Annotated in this window: 19 protein-coding genes; 11 read left to right on the forward strand and 8 right to left on the reverse strand. The window is 72.9% G+C overall.

Features of this window, described 5'->3' with window-relative positions; all coding sequences use genetic code 11:
- Positions 1–184 precede the first annotated feature (184 nt).
- A complete protein-coding gene (locus LQK93_RS09905) occupies positions 185–967 on the forward strand; it encodes a hypothetical protein (protein WP_374971372.1) in 783 nt (260 codons plus the stop codon).
- 10 nt (positions 968–977) lie between these two features.
- On the opposite strand, the gene LQK93_RS09910 is transcribed toward LQK93_RS09905, so the two are convergent.
- The gene (locus LQK93_RS09910; RefSeq protein ID WP_374971373.1) at positions 978–1,463 is read right to left on the reverse strand and encodes a CD225/dispanin family protein; all 486 of its coding nucleotides are present in this window, start codon (positions 1,461–1,463) and stop codon (positions 978–980) included.
- A 5-nt stretch (positions 1,464–1,468) separates the two neighbouring features.
- Positions 1,469–1,792, reverse strand: a complete 324-nt coding sequence (locus tag LQK93_RS09915) for a rhodanese-like domain-containing protein (RefSeq protein ID WP_374971374.1) — start codon at positions 1,790–1,792, stop codon at positions 1,469–1,471.
- An 86-nt stretch (positions 1,793–1,878) separates the two neighbouring features.
- Between LQK93_RS09915 and pdxY the strand changes: the two genes are divergently transcribed.
- The 4 genes from pdxY (at position 1,879) to LQK93_RS09935 (ending at position 5,534) form a co-directional block, all read left to right on the forward strand.
- Positions 1,879–2,727, forward strand: a complete 849-nt coding sequence (pdxY, locus tag LQK93_RS09920) for a pyridoxal kinase PdxY (RefSeq protein ID WP_374971375.1) — start codon at positions 1,879–1,881, stop codon at positions 2,725–2,727.
- A 267-nt stretch (positions 2,728–2,994) separates the two neighbouring features.
- A complete protein-coding gene (locus LQK93_RS09925) occupies positions 2,995–4,299 on the forward strand; it encodes an ATP-binding protein (protein WP_374971376.1) in 1,305 nt (434 codons plus the stop codon).
- Between the two features lie 10 nt (positions 4,300–4,309).
- Positions 4,310–4,702, forward strand: a complete 393-nt coding sequence (locus LQK93_RS09930) for a VOC family protein (protein WP_374971377.1) — start codon at positions 4,310–4,312, stop codon at positions 4,700–4,702.
- A 58-nt stretch (positions 4,703–4,760) separates the two neighbouring features.
- The gene (locus LQK93_RS09935) at positions 4,761–5,534 is read left to right on the forward strand and encodes an HNH endonuclease family protein (protein ID WP_374971378.1); all 774 of its coding nucleotides are present in this window, start codon (positions 4,761–4,763) and stop codon (positions 5,532–5,534) included.
- Positions 5,535–5,901: 367 nt separating this feature from the next.
- Here LQK93_RS09935 and LQK93_RS09940 read toward each other — a convergent pair whose 3' ends face one another.
- Positions 5,902–7,311, reverse strand: a complete 1,410-nt coding sequence (locus tag LQK93_RS09940) for an alanine--tRNA ligase-related protein (protein WP_374971379.1) — start codon at positions 7,309–7,311, stop codon at positions 5,902–5,904.
- 77 nt (positions 7,312–7,388) lie between these two features.
- Between LQK93_RS09940 and LQK93_RS09945 the strand changes: the two genes are divergently transcribed.
- Genes LQK93_RS09945 through LQK93_RS09960 form a run of 4 tightly spaced genes read left to right on the forward strand, consistent with a single transcriptional unit; the run spans position 7,389 to position 10,070 of the window.
- Positions 7,389–8,408 (forward strand): YdcF family protein, encoded by a 1,020-nt coding sequence (locus LQK93_RS09945; protein WP_374971380.1) that lies wholly within the window; start codon positions 7,389–7,391, stop codon positions 8,406–8,408.
- Between the two features lie 27 nt (positions 8,409–8,435).
- Complete coding sequence (locus LQK93_RS09950; protein WP_374971381.1) at positions 8,436–9,035, forward strand: sulfite oxidase-like oxidoreductase; 600 nt, start codon at positions 8,436–8,438, stop codon at positions 9,033–9,035.
- A complete protein-coding gene (locus LQK93_RS09955; RefSeq protein WP_374971382.1) occupies positions 9,005–9,763 on the forward strand; it encodes a ferredoxin reductase in 759 nt (252 codons plus the stop codon). The genes LQK93_RS09950 and LQK93_RS09955 overlap by 31 nt, the downstream gene beginning before the upstream one ends.
- A gap of 10 nt (positions 9,764–9,773) precedes the next feature.
- Entirely contained in the window at positions 9,774–10,070 is a 297-nt protein-coding gene (locus tag LQK93_RS09960; protein ID WP_374971383.1) for a DUF6510 family protein, read from the forward strand.
- A 65-nt stretch (positions 10,071–10,135) separates the two neighbouring features.
- On the opposite strand, the gene LQK93_RS09965 is transcribed toward LQK93_RS09960, so the two are convergent.
- Together LQK93_RS09965 and LQK93_RS09970 are read right to left on the reverse strand one after the other, a co-directional pair.
- Positions 10,136–15,670 carry a carboxyl transferase domain-containing protein gene (locus LQK93_RS09965; protein WP_374971384.1) on the reverse strand — a complete coding sequence of 1,845 codons (5,535 nt, stop codon included), beginning with the start codon at positions 15,668–15,670 and terminating at the stop codon, positions 10,136–10,138.
- A gap of 121 nt (positions 15,671–15,791) precedes the next feature.
- On the reverse strand, positions 15,792–16,709 hold the full coding sequence (locus LQK93_RS09970; RefSeq protein ID WP_374971385.1) for an aminoglycoside phosphotransferase family protein: 918 nt from the start codon (positions 16,707–16,709) through the stop codon (positions 15,792–15,794).
- 107 nt (positions 16,710–16,816) lie between these two features.
- Here LQK93_RS09970 and LQK93_RS09975 point away from each other — a divergent pair, with 107 nt between their 5' ends.
- On the forward strand, positions 16,817–17,227 hold the full coding sequence (locus tag LQK93_RS09975; RefSeq protein ID WP_374971386.1) for a hypothetical protein: 411 nt from the start codon (positions 16,817–16,819) through the stop codon (positions 17,225–17,227).
- 103 nt (positions 17,228–17,330) lie between these two features.
- Positions 17,331–17,921 (forward strand): thymidine kinase, encoded by a 591-nt coding sequence (locus tag LQK93_RS09980; protein ID WP_374971387.1) that lies wholly within the window; start codon positions 17,331–17,333, stop codon positions 17,919–17,921.
- A gap of 197 nt (positions 17,922–18,118) precedes the next feature.
- Here LQK93_RS09980 and LQK93_RS09985 read toward each other — a convergent pair whose 3' ends face one another.
- From LQK93_RS09985 to LQK93_RS09995, 3 genes are all read right to left on the reverse strand, one after another.
- Positions 18,119–21,301, reverse strand: coding sequence for a hypothetical protein (locus LQK93_RS09985; RefSeq protein ID WP_374971388.1), 3,183 nt, complete (start codon positions 21,299–21,301; stop codon positions 18,119–18,121).
- 103 nt (positions 21,302–21,404) lie between these two features.
- Entirely contained in the window at positions 21,405–22,571 is a 1,167-nt protein-coding gene (locus LQK93_RS09990) for a VWA domain-containing protein (protein WP_374971389.1), read from the reverse strand.
- Complete coding sequence (locus tag LQK93_RS09995) at positions 22,568–24,787, reverse strand: DUF5682 family protein (protein WP_374971390.1); 2,220 nt, start codon at positions 24,785–24,787, stop codon at positions 22,568–22,570. The genes LQK93_RS09990 and LQK93_RS09995 overlap by 4 nt, the downstream gene beginning before the upstream one ends.
- Position 24,788 lies beyond the last annotated feature (1 nt).

The following is a 24,788-nucleotide window of genomic DNA, read 5'->3' on the forward strand; positions in this document are numbered from 1 at the left end:
CGTATGCCCCCGGCGCCCCGCGCCAGGGTCCTCGGACGGTCCCTTTGAGCACTGTTTGCCCAAACTGTGCGCTCCCGTAGCCGAGTGCCCAGCCCGCGTCAGGAATCCGTTCAGGTGGCATTCAGACTTCGCTCGAAGGCGTCCCGGGTGCAACGGTCCGGGGCCCGTGCTTGTCTTCCACGGTATGACGCCCAAGACCCGTCCCGTCCGTCCTGGCCGCGCCCGCCCGGCCCGCCCGGTGCGCGCTGCCCGCAGTCTGACGCTGCTCACGTTGGCCGTTGGTGCCGTGCTCGCCACGAGTGCGTGCGGCCAGGCGAGCCCGTCGTCCGGCTCGGCGACCCCCGCGGCCGGTGGAGGCCCGCAGCCCTCGACGGGCAGCGCCGCCCGGACCACCGTCGTCGGGAGCGTGCGCCTCGAGGCGTCGCTGGCACCGGAGGGTCAGGTGCAAACCGGTGCGACGGGCGCGGGCATGTCCGTGCACCCAGGCCTCGTCGTCGACTACCGGGTGACCAACACCGGGACGCAGCCGGTCCTCGCCTACGACGTCGTGCCGCAGGAGCTCGGCAGCGGCACCCTCCCGGTGGACGTCGACCTCCAGCACGCCTGGGTCTACGAGGAGTCCGGCGCGCTGCGCATCAGCAAGCAGGGCTTCGCCACCGCGCCGAACGTGCGCTTCATCGCCGCGCCCGTCATGGGCGGCCACGTCATCGCCCCCGGCGCCTCCCTCACGGGGCGGGCGTATGCCGTGTGGCCGCCTGTCCTCGACGTGCCCGGTGACTCCTTCTCGGCCCCACGGCAGCCCGTCGACCCGGCCGTCGGGAAGTGGCAGTTCTGCGTGCAGGTCGACGGTCGCACCGGGCAGGCGAAGCCGTCCTCGGTCGGCGACGGCGTCGTGCAGGTGCCGGTCACGGCCCCGCAGGGGGACGAGCTGGTCTGCACGCAACCGGCGGCTCTGCCGATCCGGTGAGCCCAGCCCGTCAGTGGAGGTAGTAGATGCCGTGGGCGACCGAGGCCAGGAAGAACCACGAGAACACCCACACGGCGACCGCCGCGATGCACCAGATCCGCGCCGATCGCGACGCTCGCCGGGCCGCGTCGACCCGGCCGTGCATCCAGTGGGTATTGACCGACGCGGCCTTGATGACCGCCACGATGCCGATGGGGAAGCACACGAGCAGGCACAGCACGGCCCAGCCCATCCAGCTGGGCGGGCGCTGCACGCTGGGCGGCGGAGGCGCCGGGAACCGGACGGCATACGCCTGCCGTGGGGGCGCCCACGCGCTCGGCGGGAGGGTCGGCGCGGGAGTCGGTGCGGGCGGCGCCTGGGAGGGCTCCGGAGTGGCCGGTGTGGTCGCCGGTGGGTCGAGCTGCGGCAGCCAGGCGGACCACTCGTCGTGGCTCGGGTCCGGCTGGCCGGTCTCCCGCTCGGCGTCCCTGTCGTTCCTGCTGTTCCGGTCACTCATGGCGGTCACACGATGTTCGGTTCGCCGTCCGCTGCCAGGCGCTTGCCGGCCCGCTGCCACTCGAGCATGCCGCCCTCGACGTTGACCACGTCGTAGCCCTGGTGCGCGAGCCACTGGACGGCGCGTGCGGAACGGCCCCCGGAACGGCATACGACCGCGACGGCGTCGTCGGTCTCGGGAAGCTCGCCGAGGCGGCCCGGCAGCTCGCCGAGGGGGATGTGGACGGCTCCGGGGGCGTGGCCGGCGGCCCACTCGTCGGCCTCGCGGACGTCGACGAGGACGGCGTCGTCGGGCAGCTCGGACACGGTCGTGGTGGGGATGGCGCTCATGGGCCCATCCTGACACGCGAGTGCGGCCGAGCCCTGCGCTCTACGAGGACCCGGGCCGCCTGCGCCCGGCCAGTATCGTGAGGAACGTGAAGATCCTGTCGATCCAGTCCCACGTCGCCTACGGCCACGCCGGCAACTCCGCGGCGGTCTTCCCGCTCCAGCGACTCGGCCACGAGGTCTACCCCGTGCTCACGGTGACCTTCTCCAACCACACCGGCTACGGCTCTACCCGCGGCCCGCTCATCGCGCCGGCCGACGTCGCAGCCGTCATCGACGGCGTGGAGGAGCGCGGCGCCTTCCCGGCGATCGACGCGGTGCTGTCGGGCTACCAGGGCGCCGAGGCCGTCGGCGAGGTCGTGCTCGACGCCGTGGCGCGCGTCAAGGCCGCCAACCCCGCCGCGATCTACTGCTGCGACCCGGTCATGGGCGACGTCGGCCGCGGCTTCTTCGTGCGCGAGGGCATCCCCGAGTACATGCGCGACCACGTCGTGCCCCAGGCCGACATCGTCACGCCCAACCAGTTCGAGCTCGAGTTCCTCGTGGGGCGTGAGGTCTCCTCCCAGGCCGACCTCGTGGTCGCGGCGCGCGAGCTCATCGCGCAGGGACCCTCGGTCGTCCTCGTCACCAGCGCCGTCACCTCGGACACCCCGGACGGCACGATCCAGATGGCGTGCGTCACCGCCGACGACGCCTGGGTCGTCACCACCCCGATGCTCCCCATGACGGTGCGCGGTGGCGGCGACGTCACCGCGGCCATCTTCCTCGCGCACTACCTCACGGACGGCCCGCAGGTGGCCCTGAGCCGCACGGCGGCCACCATGTATGCCGTCCTGGAGCGCACGCACGCCCGCGGCGCGGACGAGATGCTGCTCGTCGCCGAGCAGGACGCCATCGCTCGCCCCGACGAAATCTTCGAAATCGCCTCGATGGCTTGACCGGCGCACCCCCGGGGGAGTTATAGTCGCAACGCGCCGTTCCGCATGACCACCCCTGACCGTGCGGAACGGCGTATTTTCTTGCCTGAATTCGCTGGAATCCGAACCCAGCGGGTTTCCGGGACGCTGAAACCCTGCGTCGCCCAGAGGGGCGCCGAAGAGTCGCCCAGGGGTCGCGAGGGGACCTCGCGGTGACACCGCGACGCGCCGATGCCCGCTTATCGCGACATCTCAGATCTGCGGTAGACAGGCATATAGCCTCCGAGCGTGGACCCGATCACCAACCCGTACGCCCCGGGTGCCGGCCAGCGCCCGCCCGAGCTCGCCGGTCGTGACGAGCAGCTGCGCACCTTCGACGTCGTGCTCGAGAGGATCGCGCGCGGCCGGTCGGAGCGCTCCATCGTCCTGACCGGGCTGCGCGGTGTCGGCAAGACCGTGCTGCTCAACGCACTGCGCAGCTCGGCCGTTCGCGCGGACTGGGGCACCGGCAAGTTCGAGGCCCGCCCCGACCAGAGGCTGCGCCGCCCGCTCGCTGCGGCCGCGCACCAGGCGGTGCGGGAGCTCGGCCATCCGCGCGGCGACGAGGTGGACCAGGTGCTCGGCATCATCAAGGCCTTCGCGCTGCGCGAGGCCCCGAGCGGGGCCAAGCTGCGCGACCGGTGGCAGCCCGGCATCGACGTCCCCGCGACCACCGGGCGGGCCGACTCCGGCGACATCGAGATCGACCTCGTCGAGCTGTTCACCGACATCGGCGGGCTCGCCGCCGACGTCGGCAAGGGCGTCGCCTTCTTCATCGACGAGATGCAGGACCTCGACCCCGACGACGTCTCCGCGCTGTGTGCCGCCTGCCACGAGATCTCCCAGTCGGGGCTCCCGGTCATCGTCGTGGGCGCAGGGCTCCCGCACCTGCCGGCGGTCCTGTCCGCGTCGAAGTCCTACTCCGAGAGGCTCTTCCGCTACTCCCGCATCGACCGCCTTCCACGCGACTCGGCCGACCGGGCGCTCGTCGGACCCGCCGCCGAGGAGGGGTGCGAGTTCACGCCGGAGGCCCTCGACGAGATGTATGCCGTGACAGCCGGCTATCCCTACTTCATCCAGGCCTACGGCAAGGTCGTCTGGGACGTCGCGCCGAGCTCGCCGGTGACGGCCCAGGACATCCGCGTGGCCGTGCCGGAGGCCGAGGCTGAGCTGGCCGTCGGCTTCTTCGGCTCGCGCTTCGAGCGGGCGACGCCCGCCGAGCGCGAGTACCTCCGCGCCATGGCCGACGCCGCCCTCGTGGGAGCGGCCCGGGCTGGGGTCGAGGGAGACGGCGCCGGGACGGCGGAGCCTGCCGGGACCACGGAGCCTGCCGGGACGGCGGACGGCGACGCGGCGGCATACGTCCGCGACGGCGTGACCGAGCGGGAGGCCGTGCCGACGTCCGCCGTGGCGGACGTGCTCGGACGCAAGCCGCAGTCGCTCTCGCCGGCCCGGGACGCGCTCATCAAGAAGGGGCTCATCTACTCCGGCGAGCGCGGCCTCATCGCGTTCACCGTTCCGCATTTCGGGCGCTACCTGCGCACCCAGTCCTGAGGAGGTTCACATGAAGATGAAGGTGGAACTGGTCCCGGTACCGGTCTCGGACGTCGACCGGGCCATCGAGTTCTATGCCGACAGGCTCGGCTTCACCAAGGACCACGACGTGCAGCCGACCGAGGGGGTCCGGGTGGTCCAGCTGACGCCCCCGGGCTCGGGCTGTTCGATCGGGTTCGGCACCGGGCTCGACGTCTACGGCGGAGTGCCGGGCAGCATCCGCGGCCTGCACCTGGTCGTGGAGGACATCGAGGAGGTCCGGGCCGAGCTGGTGCGGCGCGGCGTCGACGTGGGGGAGATCCACGACTTCGGGGGTGGGGTGCGCGGCGCCAGCTTCTCCGACCCCGACGGCAACACCTTCGAGCTGCAGGAGATGTCGTGGCGCACGGGGGAGCAGTACTAGCACTGCGCCCCCGCGCCCGACCCCACCCCTCACCTCCGAACACCAGGAAGCAGGCACCATGCAGGCGCTTCGCGCTGCCGCGCTGACGGCCGCCACGGCCTCCGCCCTGACCGGCCTGCTGGCCGGCTGCGGCCTGCCGCTCACGTCGCCCGGGGCGGCAGCATCGCACGGCGCCACGCGCATCGAGCGGACCAGCAGCGGCACCTCGGGCCCGAGCGGCACTGCCTCGCAGCGGGTCCCGCGTCTGAGCCCCGAGCAGGCCCGCGCGGCGAAGGTCACGCTGGACCGCCTCCCCGTCAAGGGGCGCGCGCCCAGGACCGGCTACGACTGGAGCGCCTTCGGGCCGTCGTGGACCGACGACGTCGACGTGGCCGGAGGGCACAACGGCTGCGACACCCGCAACGACGTGCTCCGACGGGACCTGACGGCCGTTCGCCTCAAGCCCGGGACCCGCGGGTGCGTGGTGCTCGCCGGCGCGCTCGCCGACCTGTACACCGGGCGCGCCATCAGCTTCGTGCGTGGCCGGGCGAGCTCCTCGCAGGTCCAGATCGACCACGTCGTCGCCCTCGGCGACGCGTGGGTCACCGGCGCGCAGCAGCTGACGGTGAGCGAGCGCGCGGCCCTCGCCAACGACCCGCTCGAGCTGCTTGCCGTCGACGGCCGCACCAACAGCGCCAAGCGCGACGCCGACGCCGCGAGCTGGCTGCCGCCGAACAAGGCGTTCCGCTGCGGGTACGTCGCTCGTCAGGTCGCCGTCAAGGCGCGCTACCGGCTGTGGGTGACTCCCGCGGAGAAGGCGAGCATCGCCCGGGTGCTCGGCACCTGCAGCTAGGGGCTTCCCGCCCCGGGCTGCGCCGTCAGTCCCGGCTTCTTCCTCGTCACCTGCGGTGACGCCGACGCGCTCGTCGAGGCAGCAGAGGTGCTCGTCCAGGTCCACCCCGTTGTCGAGATCCGTCCCGTCACCGAGTTCTGATGCCCGTCGCCCGCTCGGATCCTGCTCCCGAAAACGGAGCAGGATCCGAGCAGGCGAGGCCCCGGCCGCCGATGGACCGCGCAAGAGACGTTCACGCGCGGGACGATGAAGCGTGCGAAACCCATCGGGGCCCGGGAGGTTGGCAAGAGGGCCGGGTCCCACCGGGCTGCCAAGCCGACAGGGAGGGGTTGGACTGGCAGTCGATCCCGGCCCTCCCTCTTGCAGGCTACGGGAGCACGCGCCCCGGCGAACGGGAAACCGACCTCGACCGCGCCCGCTGGGCCGCCATGTGCTCGTCGAACTCCCGACGCCACTCGGGGCTGAGTGAGATCCCCTCCGTGACGGCCACTTCGGTCGACAGCTCGACGGGGAAGCCGTACGTGTCGTAGAGCACGAAGAGGTCGGCGCCGGTCACGACCGTGCCCCGGTGGCTCTCGAGTCGCTCGAGGCCGCGGCGCAGGGTCCGCCGGAAGACGTCCTCCTCACGCGCGAGCACCGCGACCACCTGGTCCGCGGCCGCCGCCACCTCGGGGTAGTGGCTCGCGTAGACGGCGGCGACCGTGGGGACGACGTGCGGGAAGAAGTTGTCCTCGATCCCGAGGTCGACGGCAAACCGCACCGCCCGGCGGACGAGCCGGCGCAGCACGTAGCCCTGCGCCTTGTTGCTCGGCCGCACCCCGTCGACGGCCAAGAACGTCGCCCCCCGCAGGTGGTCGGCGATGACCCGCATCGCGAGCCGCTCCTTCTCGTAGTCCCGGCCCGACAGCTCCTGCAGCCGCTCCACCACCGGCCACAGCAGGCTGATGCGGAAGACGTCCGACGAGTCCAGCGCCGCGGCGGCGATGCGCTCGAGCCCGCCGCCGTAGTCGACGTTGCGACGCGGCAGCGGCTCGAACCCGGTCTCGGATCGGCGGTACTCCATGAAGACCGAGTTGCCGAGCTCGATGAACCGGCCGCAGTCGCAGTTCGGGTGGCAGCGCCTGCCGTAGGCCGGGTCGTGCTCGACGTGCGGGAAGAGGTAGAAGACCTCGGTGTCCGGCCCACCCGGCTCGCCGACCGGCATACGGTCGGCACTGCCCTCCCGGCACCACCAGTTGTTGTCGCCGTAGAAGACGATCCGCGCGTCGCCGGTCCCGACCTGCGCGGCGTGCTCGTCGCTGCCCACCTCCACCTGTTCCGCGCGGATGCCGGCCTCGCCGAAGAGCCGCGTCCAGATCGCGGCCGACTCCTCGTCCTTCGGTATGCCGTGTGCCTCGTCCCCGATGAAGCACGACACGAAGAGCCGGGCCGGGTCCAACCCGACCCGCTCGGTGAGGAACGCCCAGAGCTGTGGCAGCTGCTCGTCCTTGAAGTAGTCGCCGAGGCTCCAGCTGCCGAGCATCTCGAAGAAGGTCGTGTGCCGGTTGTCGCCGACCTCCTCGATGTCCTGGACGCGCAGGCAGGGCTGGCTGTCGACGAGCCGCCGCCCGGCGGGATGGTCCTCGCCGAGGAGGTAGGGCAGCAGCGGCTGCATGCCGCTGCCGGTGAAGAGGGTCGTGGGGTCGTCCTGCGGGACCAGCGAGGCGCGCGGGATCACCGTGTGGCCGCGAGCGACCAGGTGGTCGAGGAAGGCGCTGCGGATCTCGTCGGCATCCATCCCTCGATTCGACACCCTGGGGTGGCCGTCCACCAGCCGGTTTCGTCCCCGGGGGTGGCGGAGGGCATGCTCGTCGCATGCGCCCGCTCGCCGCCCTCGTCCTGGTCGCGGCGTTCGTCGTCCTCAGCGTGCAGGCCGCACGCGCGGAGCCGCGGCGCTGGCGCGTCGGGGTCTTCCTCCTCGGGGCGCTCTGGGCGGCGGTGGCGGGTGTCGCGGCCGCGCTGGAGGACGCGGCGGGCGTCTCGGACCCCCGCTACGCGTACCTGCTCCTCGTGCCGTGGTTCGGCGCAGCGGTCCTCGGGCTGCTGCTCGTCGGCTTCGGAGGCCAGGTCCTGCGGCCCGCCACCCGGAACCGAGCGGCGATGGCCTCGCTGGCCGCCGGCCTGGCCGTGCTGGCGGCGACCGCCGTCGGCATCCCCCTCTACCTGTCCGGCACGACCCCCGCGACGACGGCGCTCGCCGTCGTCCTGCTGCTCCCGGGCTACCCGGGGCTCGCGCTGCTCGCGTACGCCCTCTACTGCCTCGCCTACCTCCGCCGGCGTCCGCGCCCGGCCCCGTCGGCCGTCGTCGTGCTCGGGTCGGGACTCGTCGACGGCACCGTGCCACGGCTGCTCGCCCACCGCCTCGACGCCGCCGTCGCCGCCTGGCGCGACGAGCGCGCCCGCGGACACGACCCCCTCCTCGTCCCGACCGGCGGCCAGGGCGCCGACGAGCCGATGCCCGAGGGGCTGGCCATGACGGCCTACCTCGTCGCCCACGGGGTGCCCCCGGAGTGCGTCGCGACCGAGGACCGCGCCACGACGACCGACGAGAACCTGCTGCTCTCGCGGGAGATCCTGCGGGCGCGCGGCATCGACGACGGGCACCTGCGGGTCGTGACGAGCAGCTTCCACGTCGGCCGGGCCGCGCTGCTGAGCCGCAGGCTCGGCATCGACGCGGACGTCACCGGGGCCCCGACCGCGTGGTACTTCCTGCCGAGCGCCTTCCTGCGCGAGTACGTCGCGGCCCTCACGCTGCACCCACGGACCACCCTCGCAGGCCTCGCCGCCTGGGTGGCTGTCACCGCTGGCCTTGCCTCCCAAACCATGCTCCGGTAGTGCCGGACGGCTCTAGAGTGGCTGGTCATGGACTTCGTCACGCGAGGTTTCCAGGGGCGGCGCAGGAGCGGTGACGACCGGCTCCCGCCGGGGCAGTACCTGACCGGCGACTTCCCGGTCCTGTCCGCCGGGCCGACGCCGGCGGTCGACCACGACGACTGGGAGCTGTGGGTCGCCACCGAGGACGGCACCCGCCACACCTGGTCGTGGGACGAGCTCATGTCCCTGCCCGCCGAGACCGTCACCGTCGACATCCACTGCGTGACGAGCTGGTCCAAGCTCGACACCGAGTGGCGCGGTGTCTCGGTCGACACCCTCCTTGCCGACGTCGACACGGCCGCCGACTTCGCGATGGTGCACAGCTACGGCGGCTACACCACCAACCTGCCGCTCGAGGACCTCCTCGACGGGCGGGCCTGGGTCGCCTTCTCCTACGACGGCGAGGACCTGCGGCCCGAGCACGGCGGCCCCGCACGGCTGCTCGTGCCCCACCTCTACTTCTGGAAGTCGGCCAAGTGGGTCCGCGGCATCGAGCTCATGCTCGAGGACTCGCCCGGCTTCTGGGAGCAGCTCGGCTACCACGACTACGGCGACCCGTGGCGCGAGCAGCGATACCAGGGGGACTGAGCGCCCGGCGGGTCTGGCGCGACGCCCGGCTCGTCGAGCGGCGTCCCGAGAGCCCCAGCGCCGTGACCCTCGGCCTGGAGGTCGACGGCTGGCCCGGCCACCTGCCCGGTCAGCACGTCGACGTCCGGCTCACCGCCCCCGACGGCTACACCGCGACGCGCAGCTACTCCGTCGCGGCACCGCAGGACGGCGACCACGTCGAGCTCACCGTCCAGCGGGTGCCCGACGGCGAGGTCTCGACGTTCCTCGCCGACGGGCTCACCGTCGGTGACGCCGTGCGCCTGCGCGGCCCGGTGGGTGGCTGGTTCGTCTGGCGGCCGGAGCAGCCGGGACCGGTGCTGCTCGTCGCCGGCGGCTCCGGCGTCGTCCCGTTGATGGCGATGCTGCGCGCCCGAGCCAGGGCAGGGGGCCCGCCCTTCCGGCTCGTCTACTCCCTTCGGAGCCCGGACGACCTGCTCTACCGTGACGAGCTGGCCCGGCTGGCCACCCTGCCGGGGCTCGACGTGCGGCTGGTCCACACCCGCAAGGCGCCCGAGGGCGACGCCCGGCCCGCAGGCCGGCTGCGCGCCGACGACCTGTCGGCGCCCGGGTGGACCCCCGCCGACGCGCCCACCTGCTACGTGTGCGGGCCCACCGGTTTCGTCGAGAGCGCCGCGGACCTGCTCGTCGCGCTGGGACATGAGCCCGACCGCATACGCACCGAGAGGTTCGGGCCGAGTGGCCCCTGAGGAGGCACCTATGACCACACACCCAACGAGGCCCCGCCCGGCCGCCGACTGGGACGGCAACCTGATGGCCGGACCGCTCTCCGAGCTGTTCGCCCTCGACGTGACCACGGCCGTCGTGCGCTGCCGCGGCTGCGGCGCCGCCAACGAGGTCGCGCGGCTGCGGGTCTACAGTCCGGAGCCGGGCCTCGTCGGCCGCTGCCCCGGCTGCGACGACGTGCTGCTGCGCCTCGTCCGCACCCGCGATGCCCTGTGGCTCGACCTCGCAGGCGCCACCTCCCTGCGCGTCCCCGCGCCGTCCCAGCCCTGACGGAAGAGGGCGTATGCCGTCGGTCCGGCCCGGCGGCATACGCCCTCTTCACGGTGGTGGGGGTGTCAGGCCCGCAGGCCCTCCTCGAGCGCGGCGATGATGCGCGGGCGCATCTCGGTGGCACCGATGACCGCGTCGACCGAGCCGACCGAGACGGCCCGGTGGATGCTGTGCACGGTGTCGAACTCGGAGGCCACCTGGCCGAGCTTCTCGGCGCGGACCGACGTGCGCAGGTCGGCCAGCTCGGTGGCGATGCGGGCCCGCTCGACGCCGGAGGCAGCGGCCAGGCGGGCCTCGAGCGCGGTGATGCGCGGGTCGGACGCCGTGCGGGCGTCGACGTCGCGGGAGAAGACGACGGCTGCGGCCGGGGCGCCGCCGAGCACCGACGCGAACGAGCCCTCGACCGCGAGCACCGTCATGCGCGGGTTGAGCGTCTTGGAGAAGACGACGAACGCGCCGCCGTGGTAGCGGGAGACCACCGTGAAGACGATCGGGCCGTCGAAGTTGACGATGGCCCGGCCGATCTCGGCGCCGTACTCGAGCTGCAGGCTGCGCATCGACTCCGGCGAGCCGTCGAAGCCCGACAGGTTGGCCAGCACCACGACGGGGCGGTTGCCGCTCGCCGCGTTGATGGCGCGTGCGACCTTCTTGCTCGACCGCGGGAAGAGCGTGCCGGCCGTGTAGGTGTCGGGGCCGTCGGTGGGCGGGAAGCCCCGGCGCGGCACGGACTTGGACTCGATGCCGATGAGGCACACGGGGATGCCGCCGAGGTGCGCGTCCTGGACCACCGCCGTCTCTGCGTCGGCCATGCCGGCCCAGCGTTCGAGCGGCTCGTGGTCCTGGTCGGAGACCGCGCGCATCACCGTGCGGATGTCGAACGGCTTCTTGCGGTCCGGGTTGGTCGCGGCGCTGAAGATGTCGCCGACCGTCGTGAAGCCGGACTCGGGCAGGTCGTGCGGGTAGGGCGTGACGTCACGGTCGACCGGGTCGGTCGTGGCGACGCGGCGCGGGCCGGCCTCGCCGGGGCGGACGTAGGCGTGCTCGTAGTGCGCCATGAGGATGTCGCGGGCGCCCGCGAGGTCCTTGGCCCAGTACTGCGCCTGGCCGTTCGGGCCCATGACCCGGTCGTAGCCGCCGATGCCGAAGTTGTCCTCGGCGCTGACGCCGCCGGAGAAGTCGAGCGACTGCTTGCCGGTGAGAACCATGGCGCTGTCGGGCGTCATGACGAGGATGCCCTTGGTGTGCATGAGCATCGTCGCCTCGGCGTTCCAGTAGGGCTGCGCGCCGACGTTGATGCCGGCAACGACGATGTTGATCTCGCCGCCCGCCTGGGTGAACTCGATGATCCGCTTGAGCGCCCGGGCCACCCAGTCCATGTTCTCGGTGCCCGAGTCCATCGAGATGCGGGCACCGGCCGACAGGGAGTACCACTCGAGCGGGACGTGCATCTCCTCGGCGAGGTCGATGGCGGCGATGATGCGCGCGCACTCGGCCTCGGCGACCGACCCGAGCGAGCGGAGCGGGTCGCCGGACAGGACGACGCGTGTCACGCCCTCCGGGTGGCGGCCCGTCGGCGAGCTGACGACGGCGACGATGATGCCGGCCTTGTTGAGGCCGACCGGACGGTCCACCGGCACCAGGGCCCCGGTGTCGTCGAGGTCGTGCTCGACGACGGTGCCGCCCTCGCCGGCGATCATCGACTGCAGCTCGTAGGGGTAGACGAGGCCACGGCGGCGGGCTCGGACCACCTTGGAGGCGTAGTCGTCGAGCGGCTTGAGCGGCTCGGTGGGCGGTGCGCCGAGGGTGCCGGTGACCCCGGAGCCGGGCTGGAAGTAGAAGCGGCCGGCCATCGGCTGCGGCGCCTCGCCGGGCGCTCCGGCGACGGTGGCCTGGATGAGGACCTCCTCGATCCCGGCGCCGGCGGTGACCGGGGCGATCTTTGACTGGAGCGCCGTCAGCTGGCCGGGGTCGGCATCGATGGTGGGCCAGATCTGCACCCACACGTGGTTCATGTCGAGCCTCGAGCCCTTGGTGCCGCGGCTGGTGCGCACCCGGCGGATCGCCTCGAGGCAGTTGGTGATGGCGCGCTCGACGTGCGGCAGGCCCGTCACCTGGCCCGACTCGTCGCGCACGACGACGAGCTGGCGCACCTGCGCCAGCGCGACGAGGCGGCGGTCGTCGGGGTTGTCCCGCGCGACGCACTCGTAGAGCAGCACGTCCTCGGGGGCGTCGAGACGGGTCACCTCGAAGGCGGTGAGGCGCCAGAGGTTGAGGCGGCGCCCCACCATGGGGTGCACGCCGCGCACGAGCCGGTCCTCGACGAGCCGGCCGTCGACGGGGCGGAAGGTGAAGTAGTCGACGGCACGGCCCTGCCCGGCGCTGACGGCGACGGCAACCCGGCGCACGTCCTGGGCGAAGGGCAGCGACTGGAGCCGCTGCGCCAGCTGGTCGCTGGCCTCGTCGGGCGACTCGGGCTCCTCGTCCCAGCGCAGGTAGAGGTCGACGACGCACTGGTGGCCCTCGGGCCGGGCCCACACGTCGGTGGAGACGGCTGCGTCGAGGGGGCTGTCGGGCGCCAGCTCGTCGACCGCACCGATGGTGGAGGTCAGGTGTGTCGGCCGGTCGTCGAGGGTGTAGTCGGCGGTCGCGAAGGGCCGGCCGCCCTCGGTGAAGGTGTGCAGGCCGTGCAGCTCGTGCTCGCGGTAGTGCCGCTTGATGAGCACCTCGAGCATCGGCTCGTGCTCGGGCAGGGTCCCGGTGCTGCCGTCGTGCAGCCGCTCCGCGAGGAAACGGACGATCTGCTCGGGGATGGCAGCGAGCTCGTCGATGCGCGCGGTGTGGTCGGGCGAGTCCGGCTCTGCCGCAAGGTCCGCCAGCTTGTCGCGCACCCCGGCCAGCACGCTCGCTCGCTCCTCGTCGACGAGCGGCTGGTCGAACCAGCGGAAGCGGACGCTGCGGGCCAGGTCGCCGATCACGGGGAAGCGCAGCTGCGTTGCGACGACGAGCCGGTCGAGCGCCTCGCGGACGGCGACGTCGAGCGGCGGCTCGGGGATCGGCTCACCCAGCCAGCGCTGGAGGATCGACGCGGCCAGGTGCAGCTCCGGGGCGGAGCGCTGCTGCGCGAGGAAGATGCGGAAGACCGCCTCCTCCAGGTCGGGGGTGCGCTCGAAGTCCGTGACGCCGTAGTGGCGCAGCACGCGGGCGAGCTTGTCGCGGAAGTCGGCCGGCAGGCCGGCGCGGTCGACGTCGAGGCTCTGCAGGTAGGAGTGGAAGTGCTCGCGCGGGCTGTGGACCCGCAGCTCGGTGTGGCGCTCCTCGGCCGCAGGCCGGTTGCGGCTCAGCTCCGCGACGTCGGTGACCAGCTCGAGGAGGGCGATCTCCGCAGGGAGCGGGACGGTGCCGGTGGCGGCGAGCTCCTCGCGGGCCGCGAGGTAGCCGCCGAGGGTGCGGCTGTCGCCGTTGGGCTCGACGTCGAAGCCGAGGATGCTCGCGGAGAGGTCCTCGATGCCGCGGTCGACGCGCTCGCGCGCACTCGCCTGCCCGGCGCTCGAGTCCGGCAGGTCGAGGTCCACGTCGGCGCCGGCCGTCTCGGCCACCTCGTCCTCGTCACCGGTCGGCTCGAGCCGCACGAGCGGGGCGCCGGTCTCGACCTGGCTGCCGACCGAGACGAGCAGCTCGCGGACCCGGGCGGCGAACGGCGCGGGCAGCACCGTCTCCATCTTCATCGACTCGAGGACGAGCACGGGTGCGCCGGCAGCCACCTCGTCGCCCGGCTGCAGCGGGGTCGCGACGACCAGCGCCGGCGCGGGGGAGCGCACGACGCCGCCCTCGTCGCGGGTGATGCGGTGCGTGACGCCGTCGACCTCGACGAGGTGCACGGGGCCGTGGGTGGCGGTGACGAGGCGGTGCGCGCGTCCCTCGACGACGATGCGGCCGGCATACTCGTCGATCCGGTCGAGCGTCGCGTCGACGACGTGCTCGGTGTCGCCGTTGGCGATGGCGACGCGGTAGCGGTGTGAGGCGGTGCGCAGCACCATGACCTTGTATGCCGTCCCGCGCAGCTTGAGGTCGACCGCGCGGCCGACCGCGTGCTGGACCTGCGGTCGGCCGCCACGGGCGGACTCGAGCAGGCGGACGCGTTCGATGGCCTCCGCGTCCTCGTAGGCCTCGATGCCGGCGGCGACGAGCGCGATGCCGGAGTGGCGGTGCGTGACCAGCCGGCCCTCGGCGCGGACGCGGTCGATCCAGCCGGTGTCGGCCGAGCCGTCGATGATCTCCGGCTGGTCGAGCAGCTCGAGGATGAAGCTCTTGTTCGTCGCGCCGCCGTCGATGACGACGGTCGTCTCGAACATGGCCCGGCGCAGGCGGGCGAGGGCCTCGTCGCGGTCGCGGCCGTAGGCGATGATCTTGGCGATCATCGAGTCGAAGTCGGCCGGGATCGAGTCCCCTTCTCCGACACCGGTGTCCACGCGGATGCCGGGACCGGCGGGGAAGTTCAGCAGGCTGATGCGGCCGGGGCTCGGGGCGAAGTCGCGGTCGGGGTCCTCGGCGTTGAGGCGGGCCTCGACGGCGTGGCCGCGCTGGGAGGGCCGACCGCCGGGCAGGTCGTCGAGGCGGCCGCCCTCGGCCACGAAGATCTGGAGCTTGACGAGGTCGGTGTCGGTGACGACCTCGGTGATCGGGTGCTCGACCTGCAGGCGGGTGTTGACCTCGAGGAAGGCGAAGAACTTCTCGCCCGGGTGGTAGAGGAACTCGACGGTGCCGGCCCCGGCGTAGCCGACGGCGACGGCCAGCCGCTCGGCGCTGGCGCGGACCTCGTCGGCCTGCTCGGGGGTGAGGACCGGGGACGCCGACTCCTCGATGACCTTCTGGTTGCGGCGCTGCACGGAGCAGTCGCGCACGCCGACGGCCCAGGCGGTGCCGTGGGTGTCGGCGATGACCTGCACCTCGATGTGCCGGGCGCCGGTGACGAGCTTCTCGAGGAAGACGACTCCCGAGCCGAACGCCCGCTGCGCCTCGTCACGGGTGCGCTCGTAGGCGTCGGTGAGGTCGGCGTCGGAGTCGACCCGGCGGATGCCGCGGCCGCCACCGCCGGCGGTCGCCTTGAGCATGAGGGGGTAGCCGATGCGCGCGGCCGCGGCCTTGGCGTCCTCGAGGGTGTCGACGCCGCCGCGGCTCCACGGCGCGACCGGGACGCCGACCTCCTCGGCGATGAGCTTGCTGCCGATCTTGTCGCCGAGCTTGACCATGGCCTCGGCGCTCGGGCCGATGAAGGTGACGCCGATGCGCTCGCACAGCTCGGCGAACGCCGGGTGCTCCGCGACGAAGCCCCAGCCGACCCAGGCGGCGTCGGCGCCGGTCTCGAGCAGCGCCCGCTCGAGGACGGCGTAGTCGAGGTAGGGACGCGCGGATGCCGGTCCGAGGTCGTATGCGCGGTCGGCCTCCCGCACGAACATCGCCCGTCGCTCACCCTCGGTGTGCAGGGCGATCGTCTCGATGCGGTGACCGTCGGGGCCTGCTGCCGCGTTGAGGTCCCGCACCGCGTGGATGAGCCGCATGGCGGCCTCGCCGCGGTTCACGATGGCGATGCGAGAAATCATCGGGGCTCCTATCGACGAGGGGGGTGTCGCTCCCCGCAGCCTTCCACGCCGCCGAGGTGACCGGCGAGTAGACAGGCGCTCGAGTCGTCGCCGACTTCGCCGTGTCGCCGCGCTCGACGGCTCAGGAGGTGTCGGTGCCGAGCAGCTCGCCGACCGCCGCTCGCACCATGCGGCGACCGTGCTCGGCCATCCGCGGGAAGGTGTGCCGGTAGTAGCCGATGCCGGTCAGCGAGGGAGCCAGCGCCCAGCCGCAGGCCCGCACCCAGGTCGCGTCGTCGAGGGCGACGGCGTCGCGGTACGCGGCGCGGGCCTCGCCGGTGAACGTCCAGAGCGCGGGGGCCAGGTCGGGCGCCGGGTCGCCGACTCCGACGGCGCCCCAGTCGATGACGCCGACGAGGCGGCCCTCCTCGACGACGAGGTTGCCGGGCTGCAGGTCGCCGTGGAACCAGGCCGGCTCGCCGTCCCACTCAGGTGTGGCCAGGACGACCTCCCACGCGCGTTCGGCGGCAGCGAGGTCGATGCCGTCGTCGTGGCCGCGCAAGTTGTCGAGCGCTTCGCGGACGTGGCGGTCGACGTGGCGCAGTGGCGTGCCACGCGACCCGGGCGGCTTCGTGGGGCCGCCGTCGGACTCGATCGCCCGCAGGGCCACCGTGAAGGCGGCGAGGTCGCGCGCCAGTGGCACGTCGTCGGAGCCGAGTCGGGGTGGCGTCGTGCCGTTCACCCAGGGCACGACGGACCAGTGCCACGGGTAGTCGTCGGACGGCTCACCGACGTGCGCCGGCACGGGGACGGCGGCCGGCAGCTCCGGTGCGAGACGGGGAAGCCACCGGGCGTCCGACACGGCCTGGTCGGCTGCCCACTCGACCTTCGGCATGCGGACGACCAGCTCCGCGCCGAGCCGGAAGAGCACGTTGTCGGTGCCCTCCACGTCGTCGGGCAGCGGAGTGACCGGCAGGTCCGCCCAGTCTGGGCACTGAGTGTCGACCAGCCGACGCACCATCCCGGGCGTGGCGCGGACCTCGTCGTCATGCATCGGCATCCGGTCACGCTAGGCGTCGGCGCGTTCCCCGCGCGAACCCTTTTGGCCGGCGGTACGGTCGGCGCACCGGCGTGCGCAGGGGCATGCCCGACGACAGGGGAGCCGTCGTGGAGCACGATCCGAACGGGGACAGCCAGCCGCTGGTGGACCACCGGGCTCCGGCGGCAGCGCAGTATGCCGGCACCGGACCGGAGTCGCCTCTCGCTGCAGCGGAGCAGGCGATGCGGCGCCCAGCAACCGCCGGCTTGCTGGCGCTGCTCATCCTGTTCAACGTCGTGATCTGGGCCTGGTTCGTGCAGCACCAGGACGACCAGCTCGACCAGCTGCGGTCGGACGTCTCGCAGGTGAGCGTCCGGGCAACCACGTCGACCACCGATCCGATGTTGTGCTGGCTGGTCGGTGCGTCGGCGCGCGCCGGTGGCCACGGGGCAGCCCTGGCGGGACAGCTGTCCGCAACGGGGGTCCTGGACGACTGCAGCGAGGCAGCGATCCGGGGCGTCAACGGCGACGGGCCCTAACCCAGGCCCACCGGCTGCCCCCAGCCGGACCGGCACTGCACCTCGTGGTCGGGACTGTCCTCGCCGGCCGATAGCGTTCTCGCCCGTGACCACGATCGCCGCCGTGAGCCCCCCCGTCCGCACCGTGCCGGGGGTGTCGCTCGACGTCGTGCTGGGTCCGATGAAGTCGGGCAAGAGCCTGTCCCTGATCTCGATGCTCTCGCCGCTGCAGTTCACCCGGGTGCGCCACCGCGTCTACCAGTCCGAGCGACACGTGCGGGACACGGGCGTGACGTCGCGCAGCGGCGGAGCGCTCGTGACGACCAAGGTGTCGACGCTGCGTGAGGCGCTGGCCGAGCCGCTCGACGTGGTGGCGGTCGACGAGGTGCACATGTTCGACGTCGACGACGTGGCCGTCATCGAGCAGCTGCTGGCGCGCGGCACGCGCGTGGTCGTCGCCGGGATCGACCTCGACCACCGGGGCGAGCTCTTCGCCACCGTGCGGGCCCTGCTCGAGCTCGGGCCCGACACCGTCTCCTACCGGCGCGCCGTCTGCGACCGGTGCCGTGACTTCAGCGCCACGCACACGCAGGTGCTGCGCTCCGGCGAGCCGTTCCTCGAGCACCTCGGCGGCTCCGAGGCCCTGCCCGACGACGGCACCTTCAGCTACGAGGCGCGCTGCCGCTCGTGCTTCGTGCGCCCGGGGCGCGGCTGACGACGCGCGCCGTGACGCTCCCGCAGTTCCGGGTGACGACCACGACGCCCTGGTGCGCCCGACGCTGACCGCGTCCGAGGCTCAGCCCCGTGAAGGTGGTCGTCATCCTGAACGGCCATCCGGCCGCTGCCGTCCATCCCGCCGCGCTTGTGGCGGGCCGGCTCGGCTAGGGGACCCCACCGACGGGTAGCCCCGCGTCAGTACCTCCGTGAGGTGATGGCGTCGATCCGCGCAGGAGCCGAGGTCGTCGTGATGACCCGCACCGTCGCGTCCGTGAAGAGGATTCCACTGAGGACCAGGGTCTGGCGGCGCCACGTCGGCGCGGCCAGCGAGTAGCGGCCGAAGACGTGGTTGTTGGCCCTGACCTCGATGGTGCCCTGTGCCGGCCCCTTGAGGACGGTCAGATGCACCTCCTCACCCGCCATGCCGGCACGGTAGGCGACGGCGCCCTTGGCGTTGAGACGGGTGATCGTCCCGTTGACGGCGAGCGAGCTCGTGATTCGGCTGGCTGACCCAGTGACTCCCATTGCCCGATCGTCGAACGGCACCATCGCGCAGCGGGGCGTGGTCCACGGCGTGAGGTTGCCGATGGCGTCGCGCGCCCGGACCGCATAGCAGACCTGGCCACCCGGCGGCACCGAGACGCTCTGCTGCGTGCTGGCGGTGCGCTGCCACGTAGCCGGGTACTGCCATCCGCCCATGAGCTTGCCGGGCGGAGCGTACTGGAAGCCGACGTCGTAGCTGGTGACGCCGAGGTTGTCCGTGGCTCGGTAGGAGAAGGTGACCTTCGTGGTCGCAGCGGTCGTGCGAAGCAGGGAGCCGGCGCTCGCCGAGGTGATCGTGGGCGCGACGCCGTCGGGCGAGGAGCACCGGCTGGCCGACCAGGCGGACAGCCGTCCGGCCTTGTCGCGTGCCCGCACCTGGACGCAGTAGTCCTCACCCTTCTTCCCGAGCACCGTCACCGACCTCGTCGTGAGGCCCTGCCAGTCCGGCCGGGCGTACCAGGCTCCGTACGCGCCGCCGAGCTTCGTCGCGTACTGCACCCGCGCGTCGTAGCACGCGACACCGCTGCCGGGCAGGCCAGGGCCCTCCTGCGGGTCGGTGTACGCCCACGAGAACCCGAGCACGGTCGAGGTCGTGACGCGCGGACCACCCGTGAACGAGGTCAGCGCCGGTGCGTGACCGTCGATGACGCTGCACACGGGGGCGGACCACTCGCTCGTGTTGCCGCGGGCGTCACGCGCCCGGACGGAGAAACAGGTGTCACTGCCAGGCGCGGGCGTCAGTGAGGCCGTCGTGGCCCGGGTCGCCTGGAGCGACGACGGCTGCTGCCAGCTCCCGTAGGGGCCCCCGACGGGACCCTGATGGTAGCGCACATCGTAGGAGTCGGTGCCCGCCGGGCGCTCACCTGGGGCATCCGTGGTGTCGCGCGCCGACCACGATGCCGTCACCACGGCGACCGAGGTGACGCGGGGGCTGGTCGTCAGGCTCGTCACCTCTGGCGCCCCCGCGTCGTGCAGCGCGGTCGGCGGCTGCGTCAGCCACGGCAGGTCGACGACGTGCAGCTGCTCCCCGTCGTCGAGGTAACCCAGACGCTGTCCACCAGCCTCGTCCGCTGCTGCCTTGGGAATGCCCTGCCCGCCCAGTGACAGCGGCCCGTAGAGGCGCTCGCCTCCGCCGGGCGCGAGGTCACGGACGCGCAGCACCATGTACCGGGCGCCGGACGCGTCCTCACCGATCTCCTGGAAACCGACGAAGCCGTTGCCCATGACGTCCGGGTACGGGAGGTGCTGGTCCGCCAGGATGCCCTGAAGGTCCGTGACGACGACCTCCGTCTGGGGGCCGCACCAGAGGAACGCCCAGCGTCCCAGGATGTCGAGCACCGAGGTGCACGAGGGGTCGACCGCCAGCGTCCGAAGCTGCGCTCCGGTTCGCAGGTCCTTCTGAACGATCCGCCCGCCGGACGGGCCCTCCCACACCGTGGAGCCGGTGACGACGACGCCTGCGTCGCTCCCGACCGGCAGTCGGGTCCCGGTCCGGGCGTCCTCGACGACGAGGGAGCCCGCCACGTTGCGCACGAGCGCCTGGCCGCCGTGCCCGACCGTGGGGTCCAGGCCGCCGGTGATGGTGCGTTCCCCGCCGGGCCACGTGACGCGGTAGGTGTTCCAGCCGGGCATCCGGGTGACCACGACGTCGCCGGCCACGCCGATGAGGCCACCGGTCAAGGCCGGGGAGTCGGGGGTGGTGCGGTCCGACCACGGGGAGGACCCGTCGGTGGAGGTCGTGAACGTCGGACCGACCGGGCTGTTCCATTGGCCGAAGTCCGCGACCACGCGGTCGCCGGACATCACCCAGGTCGCCGTGTTGCGCGGCATGCCCGTCAGGACGCCGACTCTTCGAGCCGGACGCGTGGTGCTGTCCGCAAGAAGCAGAGTGCCGGTCGGTGAGTCGGTCGAGACGACGAGCGCCTGCGTTGGGCCCGCCTGGGTGGGATAGGCGTCGGGGAGGTGGGTGGCGAGCGGCGTCCCGATCTGCCCGGTCGACGGGTCGAACGGTACGAGCGAGCCCTCCTTCGTGTCGAAGTCCCACAGCCGGGCTGCCAAGCTGTCTCCGACCGCGACCCATCCTCGCTCCGACAACGCGTCCGGGATCTGGACGACGCCGGGGGCCGACCCGTCGTAGGCGGACCAGTGCAGCCAGTCGTCCGCCCCGGCGTACGACGTCCAGTAGACCCGGTCCGTCTGGAAGACGACCGTCCCTATGGTTTCGCCCGGCGTCGTGGGGAGGGCAACGCTCTCGCCGGTTGCGAGGTTCATCGTGTAGAGGTCGTCGTCGGCCCGAAGAACGAGCAGGTCCCCGGTGGCACCCATGAAGCTCGAGACGCGCGCGAGCGCGCGGGTGACGTTAGTGCCGTCCGGACGGTGGACGTGGAGGTCGATGCACGGGTCCGCGCACGTGACCATCCGGCTCGCCGACGCGTTCACCACGCGCTCGCCCTGGGGCGGGTCGAACTCCCAGAGGACCGCATCCGACTCGACGTCGCGCACCGTCACGCGGGTGTCGCTCGTCGACGGGCTGCGCACCAGGTAGGCCGAACCGTCGAAGGTGATGTTGGCCGAGGGGATGACGCGCACCACGCTGTTGTCGCTGAGTCGCCGAATCTGCGCCGCGTCCGGTACGGAGGGGTCGCCAGCCGTGCCGAGGTAGTAGTCGCTGCCCGCCGCGCCGGGACCGCCGGACGGAGGGTAGGGCACGCTGGGCAGCCGTAGGCCCGGGCTGGTGCCGGTCGGCAGGTCGGCCGCGGAAGCGGGCACCGTGGGGGCTGCGAGGGCAGCCGAGATGATGAGGACCGCCGTGACGGCGGTACGTAGGACGCGCATGTCGTGGTTCACCCTTCCGGGCCCCCTGTCGCACGCCCGTCCAGGCGCCATCGTAGGGGCGATACGCGGCTTTCGGGACGGCTCCGCGAACCGAGTGCGGGAGTCAGTCGCGTGGGTCGGGCTCGTGGGTCGTGACGATGTCGTTGGCGGCAGCCCACGCGGTGATGTCGCGCTTCTCGATCGCCGTCGCCATCAGGCCGGGGAAGCGATCCGGGGTGCACGCGAAGGCCGGGACCCCGACCGCCGCCAGCGCGGCCGCGTGCTCGGCGTCGAAGCTCGGGCGACCGGAGTCGCTGAGCGCGAGCAGCGCCACCATCGTGGCGCCGGACGCGACGATGGACGAGGCGCGGCGCACCATCTCCTCGGCGATGCCGCCCTCGTAGAGGTCGCTGATGAGCACGAGGATCGTCTCGCCCGGCTGCTCGATGAGGCTCTCGCAGTAGGCGAGCGCCGAGTTGATGTCGGTGCCGCCGCCGAGCTGCACGCCGAAGAGCACGTCGACGGGGTCGTCGAGCTCGTCGGTGAGGTCGACGACGGCCGTGTCGAAGACCACCAGCCTCGTCTCGACCGACCGGAGCGAGGCCAGCACGGCGCCGAAGACGCTGGAGTAGACGACCGACTCGGCCATCGAGCCGGACTGGTCGATGCAGAGGATGATCCGCCGCTCGACCCGGCGCGCGCGCCGGGCGTAGCCGACGAGCCGCTCGGGCACGACGGTCCGGTGCTCGGGCTGGTAGTGCTTGAGGTTGGCGGCGATGGTGCGCTGCCAGTCGATGTCGGCATCCTTGGGGCGGCGCGTCCGGGCAGCGCGGTTGAGCGCACCGGTGACGGCCTGGACGGTCTCGGCCCGCAGGCGCTCCTCGAGCTGGTCGGTGACCGTGCGGACGACCGCGCGTGCCGTCGCACGGGACCGCTCGGGGATGACGCGGTTGAGGCCGACCAGGGTCGCGACGAGGCCGACGTCAGGCTGCACCGCCTCCATCAGCTCGGGCTCGAGGAGCAGCTGGGTGAGGCCGAGGCGGTCCATCGCGTCGTGCTGCATGACCTGCACGACCGAGGACGGGAAGTAGCCGCGGATGTCGCCGAGCCACCGCGCGACCCGCGGGGCGGAGGCGCCGAGCCCACTGCGGCGCTCGCCGTCGTAGAGGTCGCGGAGCGCCTCGTCGCGCTTGAGGTCGTCCGTGTCGAGGCTCGCGGCCTCGCCGATGCCGTCGGACTGGTCGCCGCCCAGGACGAGGCGCCAGCGGGTCAGCCGGTCGCGGTCGCTCACGACGCCACCTCCAGTCCGAGCAGCCGCGCGACGGCGGCGATGGCCGGTGCCGCACGGTCGAGGTCGATCGACTCGGTCGTCGCGGAGGGCGTACGCGTGCCGCTCGCGAGGTCGCGCAGGTGCGTCCCGATGAGGCGGCGTTCCGCAGGCTGGTAGCGCGAGAAGGTGCGGCGCACGAGTGGCAGGAGGTCCTCGAACGCCTCCTCGGTGGCGCCGGCCAGCCACTCGTCGATGATCGAGAGCAGGTCGTCGCCGTGGACGAGCAGCAGTGCCTCGCCGGTGAGGAAGCCGTCGAGCCAGGCGGCTGCCGCGGGGGCGGACGAGCCGGGCGAGAGCCGGCGGCTCAGGCGCGCGGCCGCCTCCTCGTGGGTGAGGAGGCCGCCGTCGAGCAGCAGCCGGTTGACGCGTCCGGCGACCGTGCCGTGGATGGCCTCGTCGCGTCCGACGGCCACCAGGGCCTCGGTCCACGGGTCGCGCAGGTCGTTGTGATTGACCAGGGCGATGCCCCGGTGGGCCGCCTCGACGGCCGCCCGCATGGCGGCCGCGCTGTCGTCGTCGAGGCTCGAGCAGGCGGAGCGCAGACCGACCGAGGCCCGCACGACGACCGTCTGGAGCACGTGCGTGACGTCGGCGACGTCGACCCCGCGCACGTCGCCGTAGCGGCAGGTGCGGGCCAGCGGCTCGACGGTCTCGAGCAGGGCTCGCGTGTCGTGCTGCCGGGCGGTCCGCTCGGCCAGGGCGGCCACCACGGCGCGCAGCCCGTCGGGGAGGTCTGCCAGCAGGCACTCCTCGATGAGGCGGCCCAGCACACCGAGGTCCGAGGCGTCCCGTGCCGCCTCCGCGATGCGGGACTCGGCCGCGCTGCGGACGGTCGTGCCGTAGAGGCTCGCCTCGATGACGGCGACGGCCAGCTCCGGCGTCCACTCGAGCTCCCAGGCCTCCTTGAACGTGCCCATGGTGCGTCCGGCCTCGACCGGGGTGCCCCACGGCACGTCGAGGACTCGCAGCCGGTGCAGCAGCACCGAGCGCGCCAGCTGGGACTCACGGCGCAGGTCGAGCTGGACGACGGTGGAGGAGGCAGACGCCTTGAGCCGCAACGACCTCTGCTGCTTCGCGAGGTCGCTCGCAAGCGGCACCATCGGGGTGGAGTCGGGGACGCGGCCCAGCTCGTCGCCGATGACGAGGGTGCGGTCGATGAGACGCAGCGGCTGGTCGGCCCCGTCGGTCAGCACCGCCCGCGCCGCATCGGTGAGCTCCGCGAGTCCCACGGAAGGGCGCCCGCGGACCGCCGCCAGCGCGCCGGCCAGGCGCGTGGCCTCGACGACCGCCGCGGTCGACGCGTCGAGGTTCTCGCCCCGCAGGGTCCGGGCGACCCGGACGAACCACGATGGGACGACCTCCTCGTCGGGAGTGGCGAAGAGGTGGTGGTACCACCCCGGCGAGCGGACCCCGGCGCCGTATCCACTGGCATACGACAGGCGTTCGGAGCTCCACGGCGCCCACGTGGCCGCCACCTTCACCCTGGGCAGCTTGCTGAGCAACGCGTTGTCTTGGCTGGCCCGCGGGAACGACGCCGGGTCCAGCACCGGTGCGTGGTAGGCGCCGCAGACGACAGCGATGCGCTCGCGGCCCGCTCGGATCTCGGCACGGATCACCCTGCGCATGAAGGCTTCTCGTCGCTCGTCGTCGTCCCCCTCGAGGGCGCTGCGGACACCCGCCATGGCCTCGCGCAGCTGGGCGAAGTGCGTGAGCGAGGAGGTGCGCCGGTGCTCGACGGCGTCCTCCCACCAGCGCTCCGGGTCGTCGTAGCCGGCAGCCCGGGCGAGCGCGGTCAAGGGGTCGACGCGCTCTCGAGGCCGTCGTGGCGCGTCGTCGCTCCCGGCGTTCGCGAGGGAGTGGGCCGCCGGCAGGTCGGCGAAGCGGACGTCGACGCCGTGCGCGAGGGCCCATCGCAGCGCGACCCACTCCGGCGAGAAGGACGCGAACGGGTAGAAGGCGGCGCGCCGCGGCTCGTCGACGACGTAGACGAGGCCGGCGACGGGGGGCACGAGCTTGGGGTCGCCAGCGAGCGGCACGAGCGCGTCGAGTTCGGGCGGCCCCTCGATGACGACGACGTCGGGCAGCAGCTCCTCGAGCGCGCGCTCCACCGAGCGCGCCGAGCCGGGTCCGTGGTGCCGGACACCGAGGACCTCGACCCGTCCCTCCACCGCCGTCATC

Origin of the sequence: Terrabacter sp. BE26, from assembly GCF_041941675.1 — a bacterium.
Taxonomy (GTDB): Bacteria; Actinomycetota; Actinomycetes; order Actinomycetales; family Dermatophilaceae; genus Terrabacter.